The 10876-nt window shown below is 69.3% G+C and carries 13 protein-coding genes and 1 riboswitch; of the genes, 8 read left to right on the forward strand and 5 right to left on the reverse strand.

Annotation, left to right across the window (positions count from 1 at the left end):
* Positions 1-25 precede the first annotated feature (25 nt).
* Both BMY74_RS39945 and BMY74_RS39950 read left to right on the forward strand, forming a co-directional pair.
* A complete protein-coding gene (locus BMY74_RS39945) occupies positions 26-520 on the forward strand; it encodes a GNAT family N-acetyltransferase (protein ID WP_143091912.1) in 495 nt (164 codons plus the stop codon).
* Positions 521-554: 34 nt separating this feature from the next.
* Positions 555-1847: a YVTN family beta-propeller repeat protein gene (locus tag BMY74_RS39950; protein ID WP_245786648.1), complete on the forward strand. Its 1293-nt coding sequence runs from the start codon at positions 555-557 to the stop codon at positions 1845-1847.
* A 2-nt stretch (positions 1848-1849) separates the two neighbouring features.
* Here the strand turns inward: BMY74_RS39950 and BMY74_RS39955 are convergent, their stop codons facing one another.
* Positions 1850-2038, reverse strand: a complete 189-nt coding sequence (locus tag BMY74_RS39955; protein WP_089926277.1) for an MbtH family protein — start codon at positions 2036-2038, stop codon at positions 1850-1852.
* Positions 2039-2151: 113 nt separating this feature from the next.
* Here BMY74_RS39955 and idi point away from each other — a divergent pair, with 113 nt between their 5' ends.
* Positions 2152-2727 carry an isopentenyl-diphosphate Delta-isomerase gene (gene idi / locus BMY74_RS39960; RefSeq protein ID WP_089926280.1) on the forward strand — a complete coding sequence of 192 codons (576 nt, stop codon included), beginning with the start codon at positions 2152-2154 and terminating at the stop codon, positions 2725-2727.
* 12 nt (positions 2728-2739) lie between these two features.
* Here the strand turns inward: idi and BMY74_RS39965 are convergent, their stop codons facing one another.
* The 4 genes from BMY74_RS39965 to BMY74_RS39980 form a co-directional block, all read right to left on the reverse strand.
* On the reverse strand, positions 2740-2958 hold the full coding sequence (locus BMY74_RS39965) for a cold-shock protein (RefSeq protein WP_089926283.1): 219 nt from the start codon (positions 2956-2958) through the stop codon (positions 2740-2742).
* A gap of 69 nt (positions 2959-3027) precedes the next feature.
* Complete coding sequence (locus BMY74_RS39970; protein ID WP_089926458.1) at positions 3028-4059, reverse strand: ribonucleotide-diphosphate reductase subunit beta; 1032 nt, start codon at positions 4057-4059, stop codon at positions 3028-3030.
* Positions 4060-4067: 8 nt separating this feature from the next.
* Positions 4068-6422 carry a ribonucleoside-diphosphate reductase subunit alpha gene (locus BMY74_RS39975; RefSeq protein ID WP_245786649.1) on the reverse strand — a complete coding sequence of 785 codons (2355 nt, stop codon included), beginning with the start codon at positions 6420-6422 and terminating at the stop codon, positions 4068-4070.
* Between the two features lie 106 nt (positions 6423-6528).
* Positions 6529-6740: riboswitch (cobalamin riboswitch) on the reverse strand.
* A 197-nt stretch (positions 6741-6937) separates the two neighbouring features.
* Entirely contained in the window at positions 6938-7486 is a 549-nt protein-coding gene (locus BMY74_RS39980; protein ID WP_089926461.1) for a LysE/ArgO family amino acid transporter, read from the reverse strand.
* A 99-nt stretch (positions 7487-7585) separates the two neighbouring features.
* On the opposite strand from BMY74_RS39980, the gene BMY74_RS39985 reads away from it, so the two are divergent.
* Genes BMY74_RS39985 through BMY74_RS40005 form a run of 5 tightly spaced genes read left to right on the forward strand, consistent with a single transcriptional unit; the run spans position 7586 to position 10868 of the window.
* Complete coding sequence (locus BMY74_RS39985; RefSeq protein WP_089926465.1) at positions 7586-8443, forward strand: LysR family transcriptional regulator ArgP; 858 nt, start codon at positions 7586-7588, stop codon at positions 8441-8443.
* A 17-nt stretch (positions 8444-8460) separates the two neighbouring features.
* The gene (locus BMY74_RS39990) at positions 8461-9201 is read left to right on the forward strand and encodes an SDR family NAD(P)-dependent oxidoreductase (RefSeq protein ID WP_245786650.1); all 741 of its coding nucleotides are present in this window, start codon (positions 8461-8463) and stop codon (positions 9199-9201) included.
* Between the two features lie 58 nt (positions 9202-9259).
* Complete coding sequence (locus BMY74_RS39995) at positions 9260-9967, forward strand: DUF998 domain-containing protein (protein ID WP_245786651.1); 708 nt, start codon at positions 9260-9262, stop codon at positions 9965-9967.
* Positions 9892-10302 (forward strand): type III secretion system chaperone family protein, encoded by a 411-nt coding sequence (locus BMY74_RS40000; protein ID WP_089926286.1) that lies wholly within the window; start codon positions 9892-9894, stop codon positions 10300-10302. The genes BMY74_RS39995 and BMY74_RS40000 overlap by 76 nt, the downstream gene beginning before the upstream one ends.
* Positions 10302-10868: a TIGR03086 family metal-binding protein gene (locus BMY74_RS40005; RefSeq protein WP_089926288.1), complete on the forward strand. Its 567-nt coding sequence runs from the start codon at positions 10302-10304 to the stop codon at positions 10866-10868. The genes BMY74_RS40000 and BMY74_RS40005 overlap by 1 nt, the downstream gene beginning before the upstream one ends.
* Positions 10869-10876: the final 8 nt, after the last annotated feature.

Raw genomic sequence — 10876 nt, forward strand, 5'->3', positions numbered from 1 at the left:
TGGACCGGCTTCCGATGATGGTCGCATGACCACCTGGACCGCGAGGGTCGCCGACGTCGAGGGTTCGCCGCTCACCCGCGAGTACAACGCCGAGATGATCAGCCGCTACCGGGGCCGGCCGGCGAGCGACGCGGAGATCGACGCGTACGAACGCGACGAGCAGGACCACGACGTGCCGGTGTTCCTCGTGCTGTCCCTCGACGGCACCGATGTCGGCTGCCTGGGGATGCGGTTCCTGTCCGGCGACGTCGGTGAGCTGACCCGGATGTTCGTGCGCGAGCCGTTCCGCGGCCGGGGTGCCGCGTCCGCGTTGCTCTCCGCCGTGGAGGCCGAGGCGCGGCGGCGCGGCATCACCGCTCTGAGGCTCGACACGCGCAGGGACCTCGTCGAGGCAAGGGGTTTGTACGCCAAGCGCGGCTTCACCGAGATCGAGCGCTACAACGACGCCGAGTACGCCGACCACTGGTTCGAGAAGCGGCTGAAAAGGCTAACGCCCGCTCCTCCTCCCGCGATGTCCTGAGAAGGTCGGGATGACTCGCCAGGAGGCATCGAACATGCGGTTACGTCCACTGGTGATGGCGGCTGCCGTCACCACGGCACTGGTGGTGAGCCCGGCCCAGGCGGCGCCCGCCGGCCGGGTTCTGGGATACGTCGCCAACAACGGCGGCGGGGTGTCGGTGATCGACACGGCCACGAACGCGGTGTCCACGACGATCGCCGACGGCGGCGGCAACTCGCCGTACATGGCGGCGGTCGCGTTCGACGGGACCCGCGGCTACGTGACGAGCTCCCTGCAGAACACGCTGCTGGTGATCGACACGCCGACCAACACGGTCGACAAGGCGGTTCCCGTCGGCAACCGCCCGGCGGGCGTCGCGGTCGCCCCCGGTGGCGGCTTCGTCTACGTCACCAACTACCTCGGCGGCACGGTGTCCGTGGTCGACACGGCCACGCTCGCCGTCACCGCGACGGTCGCGGTCGGGGAGAACCCCGACGGTGTCGTCGTCACCAGGGACGGCTCGGCCGTCTACGTCACGCACGACGTCACCGGGGCGGGCAAGGTCTCGGTCATCGACACGACGTCCAACGCCGTCGCCACCACGATCGACGTCGGCAGCGCGGCCACCGCCATCGCGGCGTCGTCGGACGGCACGCGGATGTACGTGGTCAACAAGCTCTCGAACAGCGTCTCCGCCATCGACGTCGCCTCGCGCGCCGTCGTCGGCAGCGCGTCCGTCGGCATCACGCCGCACGGCATCGCGCTGACGCCGGACGGCACGCGCGCGTACGTGACGAACAGCCAGTCCGACACGGTGTCCGTCGTGGACCTCACGACGCTCACCGAACTGCAGCAGATCGGCGTCGGCGACCGCCCGATCGGCGTGGCCGTCACGCCGGACGGCGCGAGCGCGTACGTCACGAACTTCGACAGCAACACCGTGTCGGTCATCAGCACGGCGTCGAACTCGGTCACCACGAGCGTCGCCGTCGGGCAGCGCCCGGTGGGCATCGCGATCAACTTCGTGCCGCCCGCCGCGTCGAAGCTCGTGGCCGGCACCGCCCAGCTGCAGCTGCGGCTCCTCGGCTTCACGGTCCGCGGCGTCAACGCCACGCTCACCGACAAGCACACCGGGGCGCCGGTCGCCGGTCAGCAGGTCGTCTTCCGCACGGTGAAGGGCAACCCGCTCTGCACCGCGACGACCAACGCGTCCGGCAAGGCCACCTGCGACGCCCAGGTGCCGCTGCTGGTCGGCGTGTCCACGCTGCTGCAGGGCTTCACGGCCTCGTACGCGGGCAACAACGAGCACGGCGGCTCCTCGGCGCACGGGTACATCCGCCTGCTGTAGGGCTATGCGGCCAACGGCTGGTCGGCCCGGAGCGCGTCCACGTGGTCCGCACAGGACTGCCTGGACGCGACTCCGTGCACGACCAGCCAGCCCGCGGGCACCTGCAGCACCGCCGGCCAGATCGAGTACTGGCCCGACGGGCTGACCAGCACCAGGAACATGGTGTGAGCCTGAGCGATCGGGGAAGTCATACCCCCAGGGTGACCTCCGCCACCTGGGGCCCGGCTGGTCCCGCGCTCGAGCCCTCACCCGGGACACCCGGTTCCCGATCTTGGACCGCGTGTGATTACGTGGTGGCGTGACTGTGGAACAGGTGGTCCTCCTGGCCGAGGACGGTTCGGCCATCGGCGTCGAGGACAAGGCAGTGGTGCACCACGCGGACACCCCGCTGCACCTGGCGTTTTCCAGCTACGTGTTCGACTCGGCGGGCAACACCGTGCTCACCCGCCGAGCTTTGCACAAGAAGACGTTCCCCGGCCTGTGGACCAACACCTGCTGCGGCCACCCGGCGCCCGGCGAGGACATGGAACAGGCCGTCCTGCGCCGGTTGCGCGACGAGCTCGGCATGACCGTCTCCGCGGCCGAGCTCATCCTGCCCGCCTTCCGCTACCGCGCGGTCATGGACGGCGTGGTGGAGAACGAGATGTGCCCGGTGTTCCGGGTGCTCACCGACGACGAGCCGGTGCCCAACCCCGACGAGGTCGACTCGACCGAACGCGTCCCGTGGGCCGAGTTCGCCGCCTCCGCGCTCGACGGCACGCGCGAGATCTCGCCGTGGTCGAGGCTGCAGATCGCCGAGCTCGTGGAGCTCGGGCCCGATCCGCTGGCGTGGCCTGTCGCGGACCGGGCCGGGCTGCCGGAGGCCGTGCGGCTGGGATGAGCCGGCGCGGGGTCACAGCCTGCGGACGCGGGTCACGCGGAACCGGAAGCCGTCCTGCCGGGCCGCCTCGTAGTCGAACTCGACCCGGTCACCCGCTTCCAGGGCGCGGTACCCGTCCATCTCGATCGCGCTGAAGTGCACCCACGCGTCGCATCCGTCCGGCAGCTCCGGCGAGGCGACGGCTCCCCAGCCGTTGTCGGGCCGGAAGAACTTGACGGTGCCGAGTGCCATGCCGGCATCGTCGCAGACGCTCGGGGTGGCGGCGACCGGACGGCCGTGTGACCGTCCGGCCGCCTCACCTCACCACTCCAGTGAGCCGCCGTTCTGGTACTCGATGACGCGGGTCTCGAAGAAGTTCTTCTCCTTCTTGAGGTCCATCATCTCCGACATCCACGGGAACGGGTTCTCCGTCTGCTCCCACACCGGCTCCAGGCCGAGCTGCGCGCAGCGGCGGTTCGTGATGAACCGCATGTACTGCTCGCACAGGTCGGCGTTGAGCCCCAGGATGCCGTTCGGCATCGTGTCGCGGCCGTAGGCGATCTCCAGCTCGCAGCCCTCCGCGAGCATGGTCCGCACCTCCTTCTGGAACACGTCGTTCCACAGGTGCGGGTTCTCGATCTTGATCTGGTTGATCGCGTCGATGCCGAAGTTCAGGTGGATCGACTCGTCGCGCAGGATGTACTGGTACTGCTCGGCGACGCCGACCATCTTGTTGCGCCGGCCGAGTGACAGGATCTGCGCGAACCCGGTGTAGAACCACATGCCCTCGAACACCACGTAGAACGCGACGAGGTCCTTGAGGAACGCCTGGTCCTTCTCCGGCGTGCCGGTCCGGAACTCCGGGTCCTCCAGGTGCTGCGTGAACTGCAGCGCCCACGCCGCCTTGTCCGTGATGGACGGGATCTCCCGGTACATGTTGAACAGCTCGCCGTCGTCGAGGCCGAGCGACTCGCAGATGTACTGGAACGTGTGCGTGTGCACGGCCTCCTCGAAGGCCTGCCGCAGCAGGTACTGGCGGCACTCGGGGTTCGTCAGGTGCCGGTAGACCGCGAGCACGATGTTGTTGGCCACCAACGACTCGCTCGTCGCGAAGAACCCGAGGTTGCGCTTGATCATCAAGCGCTCGTCGTCGGTCAGTCCGTCCTTCGACTTCCACAGGCCGATGTCGGCCTGCATGGACACCTCGGTCGGCATCCACGCGTTGTTGCAGCCGGCCAGGTACTTCTCCCACGCCCAGTGGTACTTGAGCGGCAGCAGCTGGTTGACGTCGGCGCGACAGTTGATCATCGCCTTGTCGTCGACGGAGACGCGGGCGGCGCCCGCCTCGATCATGTTCTCGGTCACTGGCAGGCCTCGCAGTCGGGGTCGGTGATGGAGCAGTTGGGGTCCACTGCCACGGGCGAGACGGCGTTGAGCTTGCCGTCGGTGCCCTGCAACGTGGACTTCTCCACGTGCGTGGCGCTCTGCGTGCGCAGGTAGTACGTGGTCTTGAGCCCGCGCACCCACGCCAGTTGGTACAGCTCGTCGAGCTTGCGGCCGCTCGGCGAGGCCAGGTACAGGTTCAGCGACTGCGCCTGGTCGATCCACTTCTGACGACGCGAGCCCGCCTCGATCAGCCACGAGCTGTCGACCTCGAACGCCGTGGCGTACAACGCCTTCAGGTACGGCGGCACCCGGTCGATCGCACCGAGGCTGCCGTCGTGCAGCTTGAGGTCCGAGATCATCTGCTCGTCCCACAGCCCGCGCTGCTTGAGCGCCCGCACCAGGTCCGGGTTGATCACGGTGAAGTCGCCGGACATGTTCGACTTCACGTACAGGTTGCGGTAGAGCGGCTCGATCGACTGGTTCACGCCCGTGATGTTCGCGATGGTCGCCGTCGGGGCGATCGCCATGACGTTCGAGTTCCGCATGCCCCTGCGGGCCTTCTCGCGCACCGGGGCCCAGTCCATCGTGGACTCGCGGTTCTGCTCCAGCTCACCCTCGCCGCGCGTGGCGGCCAGGATCTCGACCGAGTCGATCGGCAGGATCCCCCTGCTCCACAACGATCCCTCGAACGACCGGTACGCGCCGCGCTCCTGGGCGAGATCGGCGGACGCGTCGATGGCGTAGTAGCTGATCTCCTCCATGCTGCGGTCGGCGAACTCGACGGCCTCCTTCGACGCCATCGGCGTGCCGAGCGTGAACAGCGCGTCCTGGAAGCCCATCAGCCCCAGGCCGACGGGCCGGTGCTTCAGGTTGGAGTTCTTCGCCTCCGGGATCGTGTAGTAGTTCACGTCGATCACGTTGTCGAGCATCCGCACCGCCGTGCGCACGGTCTTCTCGAGCCGCGCGTGGTCGATGCCCTGAGCCGTCACGTGCTGCGCGAGGTTGACGCTGCCCAGGTTGCAGACCGCGACCTCGTCGACCGTGGTGTTCAGGGTGATCTCGGTGCACAGGTTCGACGAGTGCACCACACCGTTGTGCTGCTGCGGCGACCGCAGGTTGCACGGGTCCTTGAACGTGATCCACGGGTGGCCGGTCTCGAACAGCATCGTGAGCATGCGCCGCCACAGGTCCACGGCCGGGAGCCGGCGGAAGACCTTGATCTCGCCGTTGTCGGCCTTGGCCTCGTAGGCGCGGTACTTCTCGGCGAACTCGTCGCCGAACGCGTCGTGCAGGTCCGGCACCTCGTCCGGGGAGAACAGCGTCCACTGGCCGTTCGCGCGGACGCGGCGCAGGAACTCGTCCGGCACCCAGTTCGCGGTGTTCATGTCGTGGGTGCGGCGGCGTTCGTCGCCGGTGTTCTTGCGCAGGTCGAGGAACTCCTCGACGTCGATGTGCCAGGTCTCGAGGTACGCGCAGACCGCGCCCTTGCGACGCCCGCCCTGGTTGACCGCGACCGCGGTGTCGTTGGCGACCTTGAGGAACGGCACGACACCCTGCGACTTGCCGTTGGTCCCCTTGATGTGCGCGCCGATCCCGCGCACCGGCGTCCAGTCGTTGCCCAGCCCGCCCGCGAACTTCGACAGCAGCGCGTTGTTGCTGATGCCGTGGAAGATCGCGGCCAGGTCGTCGTCGACGGTGGTGAGGAAGCACGACGACAGCTGCGGACGCGTGGTGCCGGAGTTGAACAGCGTCGGGGTCGAGCACATGAAGTCGAACGACGACAGCAGCTCGTAGAACTCGATGGCGCGGGCGTCGCGGTCGTCCTCCTCCAACGCCAAACCCATGGCGACGCGCATGAAGAACGCCTGGGGGAGCTCGTAACGGCGGCCGTCGTGGTGCAGGAAGTAGCGGTCGTACAGGGTCTGCATGCCCAGGAACTGGAAGTCCAGGTCCCGCGAGGCCCGCAGGGCGGCACCGAGACGGGCCAGGTCGAAGTCGGCCAGGCGCGGGTCGAGCTGGCCGAACTCGATGCCGTCGCGGACGAACGAAGCGAAGTACGCGGGGTAGCGCTCGGTCATCTCCGCGTGCGACAGCGGGATCCCGCAGGCCTCGGCGCGCAGCTTGTCCAGCAGCAGGCGGGCGCTGACGTAGGAGTAGTCCGGGTCGAGTTCGACCATCGTGCGGGCGGCCATGATCGGCGCGAGTGCCAGCTCGGTGTCGGTGATGCCGTGGTAGAGGTTCCGCTTGGTCTCGGCCAGGACCGCCTCGGCCGACGCGTTGGGCAGGTCGGCGCAGGCTTCGTTGATGACCACTGAAAGGCGGTCGGGCACGCTCTCTCCTCGCGAGCAGGCCCGGGGAAAAGCGCATGCGCACGCCAGTGGACACCACTGGTGCACACAGCCGCCCTCCCTCGGGGCACCGTGTCGTGCGCGCAGGCTTGCGCGCACACCAGTGGCAGGTCTTCGGACTCGTGGGCGCACCGCTGACGCCTACCGGCCGTCGCTTCCCAGGTCGTGCGACCCAGTGCTTCGTTGACGACTTTCGTTCCCACTCACCGCTGCGGGGCAGTCCCGGGTTCTCACCGGGTTCCCTCTTGCCTCACCGGCCCGGTTGAGCCGAGTCGGTGAACCACCAGCGCGGCAGATACTACATGTGGTGGTGGGGTCTGGATCACCACCCAACATGCGCGTGTCGTGGGTTAGGGTCATCAACGTGGGTGATCTTCGGCCGCGGGTCGTCATCGGTGCTCTGGTCAGCGCGGGGCTCGCTTCGACGTCCCTTTTCGTCGGGCCGGCGGCGCCCGCGGCGAGTGTCGGACTGGCCGTCGCGGCGGTGCTGGTGATGATCACGACCCGGCGATCAGGACCACCCCGAGAGTGATCATCACGGCGGCGATGAGGCCGTCGAGGACCCGCCACGCGCGGGGCTTCGCGAACAGCGGGCCGAGCAGGCGGGCGCCGAAGCCGAGCGCGACGAACCACGTGATGCTCGCGGTCACCGCGCCGACGCCGAAGAGCCATCGGCCGGCCGCGATCGAGCCGAGCAGGAGCAGCGTGTCGAGGTAGACGTGCGGGTTGAGCCACGTCAGCGCGAGCGCGGTCAGCACGGGCCGGCTGCTGGTCCCGGTCCCGGCGTCCAGCGCCGACGGGTGCAACGCCCTGCGCGCGGCCAGGAAGCCGTAGCCCAGCAGGAAAAGACCGCCGACGACCGCCGCGACGGTGATCGCCGCGGGGAACCTCTCCACCACGGCACCGAACCCGGCGACGCCCACCGCGACGAGGATCGCGTCGGAGAGGGCGCAGACCGCGACGACCCTGACCACGGCCTCACGGCGAATCCCCTGGCGCAGAACGAAAGCGTTCTGCGCGCCGATCGCGACGATCAGGGTCATCATGGTGCCGAAGCCGAGCAGCAGGTCAGTCACGGCGTCCACGGTATTGACGCCGTCTTGATGAGACCAGCTACAGATTCTTACGTAGCATTAGCGCTCGTGATGGACCTGGACCTGGTGCGCACGCTGCTCGCGGTCGTCGACGCGGGCACGTTCGACGCGGCCGCCGCCGCGCTGCACGTCACTCCTTCCGCTGTCTCGCAACGCATCAAGGCGCTGGAGCAACGCACCGGGCGTGTGCTGCTCGTCCGCGCCCGCCCGGTCCGGCTGACGCCGTCCGGCGAGGTGCTGGTCCGCTACGGTCGGCAACTGCTCGCCCTCGACCAGGACCTGGACGCGGCGCTGGGTCAGGACGCGGTCGTGCGGGTGCCGATCGCCGTGAACGCCGACTCGCTCGCCACGTGGTTCCTGCCCGCCCTGCAACGGGTTCCGCCGGACCTCAGGATCTCGTTCGACCTGCACCGCGAGGACCAGGACCACACGACGGCGTTGCTGCGCCAGGGACTGGTGATGGCGGCGGTCACGTCGTCCCGCGAACCGGTGGCGGGCTGCTCGGTCACCAAGCTCGGCGAGATCCGTTACGCGGCAATGGCTTCGAGGGAGTTCGTCGACCGGCACGAGGACGGCCCGCTGAAGTCGTGGCTGCCGCACGCGCCGGTCGTCGTGTTCGACCGCAACGACGACCTGCAGGACCGGTTCGCGCGCACGCTGACCCGCGGCAGGGGCGCGTCCGAGCACCGCCACTACGTGCCGTCGTCCGAGGTGTACGTGCGGGCCATCGTGGCGGGCCTCGGCTGGGGGATGGTGCCGCCGCAGCAACTCCAGGAGGGGCTGGTCGACCTCGCGCCGGGCCGGACCATCTCCGTGCCGCTGTACTGGCAGCAGTGGAAGCTCGACTCGCCGGCGCTGACCGCGGTGGCCGGGGCGGTGGCGGCGGAGGCGCGCGAGGCGCTGCGGTAGCGGTTAGCCTGCCGGGCATGACCGGCGAACCGATGAACCTCGACGGGAAGATCGCAGTCATCTACGGCGCGGGCACGATCGGCGGTGCCATCGCGAAGGCGTTCCGCGACGCGGGCGCCGAGGTGCACCTGGCCGCGCGCACCGAGGCGTCGCTCAAGGCGAAGGCCGAGCAGCTCGGCGTCAGGTACGCCGTGGTCGACGCGCTGGACGAGCGGAGCGTGGACGAGCACGCGGCCGGGTTCGAGCGGATCGACATCTCCGTGAACGTCATCTCCGACAACGACGTGCAGGGCACGCCGCTGCACGAGATGAGCGTCGACGACTACCTGAGCCCGGTCGTCACGAACGTGCGCTCGAAGTTCCTCACCGCCCGTGCCGCCGCCCGGCACATGATCCGGCAGGAGGACGGCGTGATCCTGTTCTTCGGCGGCACGAGCGACGGCCAGGTGCACCGGCGCTGGAACCTCGGCGGCCTGGTGACGGCGTTCGACGCGGTCGAGGCGATGCGCCGCCAGCTCGCGGCGGAGCTCGGCCCGCACGGCGTCCGCACGGTGACCCTGCAGACCGGTGGCGTCCCCGAGTCGATCCCGGGCGAGTTCCGCGACCAGGTCGAACCCGACATCGTCGGCCAGACGGCGCTCGGCAGGGCCGCGACGCTCGACGACGTGGGCAGGGCCGCGGTGTTCGCGGCCTCGGACTGGGGCCGCACGGTCACGGGTGCGCAGGTCAACATCACGTGCGGCGCGATCCTGAGCTGAACCTGTCGGGTTGCTGAACCCAGGAACCCGGCGCGCCGGCCGGGGCGTTGTCCGTTGTGTGCTGATACCTCGACTCGCCGCCACCGGCGGTTCCCTCGCCGTAGTCGTGACGGTCGCCATGGTCGGCCTGCTCGACCTGACCGTGGGGCCGCTGCGCCGCACGATCAGCGAGTACGCGCTGGGCGACTACCGCCCGGTGTTCGACGTGGCCGTGGTGCTCCTGGCGGTCGGCTCGCTCGCGATCCTCGGCGTGCTGGTCCACAAGGGCGTGGCGAAGTGGCGGTCCACCGGCGCGATCGCGCTGGTCCTCTGGTCGGCCGGCCTGTTCCTCGTGGTGGCGTTCCCCAAGACGAACTGGGCGATGGGCACCAACGAGGTCAGCGGCAGCATCCACCGGTTCGGCAGCATGGTCGCGTTCGTGAGCCTGCCGATCGCGATCATCGCGCTCGCCCGGCCGTGGCTGAAGGACCACGTGTGGGGGCGACACGCCAGGTGGACGATGGCATCCGGTTTGTTGAGCGTTGTCGCATTCATGCCGCTGCTCTACGCCATTGCGCTGAGCGCCGTCTCGGACGTGCGGTGGTGGCGCGTGTTCCCGTTGGGGTACATCGAGAGGATCTTGCTCATCGCCGAGGTCGGCGCCGTGCTCGTCGTCGGGCTGTGGGCCATCGCGGCCAGTAGGGTTGCGCCATGGCGAGTTGGGGAGACCTCGCGGATTACGTCCGCGCCGAGTACGACGTCATCCACGACGAGGACGAGGAGCTGAGGATCCTCTTCACCTTCGGGGACGTGGAGGAGGACGAGGACGACCGCACGCAGGTCGTGATCATCGTCCGGGAAGTGCTCGACAAGATGCACGAGTGGGTGCAGATCGCCTCCCCGTGCGGGCTCGCGGCGCAGGTGGACCTGCGCGCGGTGCTGGAGGAGGTCGGCAACTCCACCGTCGCCTGCGGCCTCGCGATCATGGGGGAGCACGTGGTGGTCCGGCACTCGCTGCCGTTGAAGGACCTCGACATCCACGAGTTCACCGACCCGCTGCAGCTGCTCGCCGGCACCGCGGACACGCTGGAGGAGCAGTTCTGGGGAGGCGACGGCTACTGATGTTCGACCTCACCCCCGCGGCCGCCCGGCTGGCCGACGTGGTGCGCGCCGTGGGCGACAGCGACCTGGAGGCGCCGACCCCGTGCCCGGACTACACGGTCGGCGACCTGCTCGACCACGTCAACGGCCTGGCGGTCGCGTTCACGATGGCGGCGGGCAAGACCCCGCTGGAGGGCACGGCGTCCGGTGACGCGTCCCGGCTGCCGGACGACTTCCGCGAGTCGATCCCGGCGAGGCTGGACGAGCTCGCGCGGGCCTGGCGCGCTCACGAGGCGTGGGAGGGGATGACCCGCGCGGGCGGAGTCGACCTGTCGGGGGAGGTCGCGGCGGCCGTGGCGCTGGACGAGATCGTCCTGCACGGCTGGGACCTCGCGAAGGCGACCGGGCAGCCGTTCGAGGTCGAGGAAGGCCTGCTCCAGGTCGTGCACGGCTTCGTGTCGTCGATCGGGTCGGACGACCGCGACGGCTCGCTGTTCGGCGCGGCGGTCGAGGTCGGCTCGAACGCTCCGCTGTTCGACCGTGTCCTGGGACTCAGTGGGCGGAATCCGCGGTGGGGCCTAGGTTAGGCTCTCCT

It is taken from the genome of Lentzea albida, from assembly GCF_900111005.1.
GTDB classification, from domain to species: Bacteria; Actinomycetota; Actinomycetes; order Mycobacteriales; family Pseudonocardiaceae; genus Lentzea; species Lentzea albida.

What these genes read in the sequence shown, in the direction of transcription:
- BMY74_RS39945 (WP_143091912.1), top strand. Translation starts at nt 26, where the DNA reads ATGACCACCTGGACCGCGAGGGTCGCCGACGTCGAGGGTTCGCCGCTC.
- BMY74_RS39950 (WP_245786648.1), top strand. Translation starts at nt 555, where the DNA reads ATGCGGTTACGTCCACTGGTGATGGCGGCTGCCGTCACCACGGCACTG.
- BMY74_RS39955 (WP_089926277.1), bottom strand. Translation starts at nt 2,038, where the DNA reads ATGACTTCCCCGATCGCTCAGGCTCACACCATGTTCCTGGTGCTGGTC.
- BMY74_RS39965 (WP_089926283.1), bottom strand. Translation starts at nt 2,958, where the DNA reads ATGGCACTCGGCACCGTCAAGTTCTTCCGGCCCGACAACGGCTGGGGA.
- BMY74_RS39970 (WP_089926458.1), bottom strand. Translation starts at nt 4,059, where the DNA reads ATGATCGAGGCGGGCGCCGCCCGCGTCTCCGTCGACGACAAGGCGATG.
- BMY74_RS39980 (WP_089926461.1), bottom strand. Translation starts at nt 7,486, where the DNA reads ATGATGACCCTGATCGTCGCGATCGGCGCGCAGAACGCTTTCGTTCTG.
- BMY74_RS39985 (WP_089926465.1), top strand. Translation starts at nt 7,586, where the DNA reads ATGGACCTGGACCTGGTGCGCACGCTGCTCGCGGTCGTCGACGCGGGC.
- BMY74_RS39990 (WP_245786650.1), top strand. Translation starts at nt 8,461, where the DNA reads ATGACCGGCGAACCGATGAACCTCGACGGGAAGATCGCAGTCATCTAC.
- BMY74_RS40000 (WP_089926286.1), top strand. Translation starts at nt 9,892, where the DNA reads ATGGCGAGTTGGGGAGACCTCGCGGATTACGTCCGCGCCGAGTACGAC.
- BMY74_RS40005 (WP_089926288.1), top strand. Translation starts at nt 10,302, where the DNA reads ATGTTCGACCTCACCCCCGCGGCCGCCCGGCTGGCCGACGTGGTGCGC.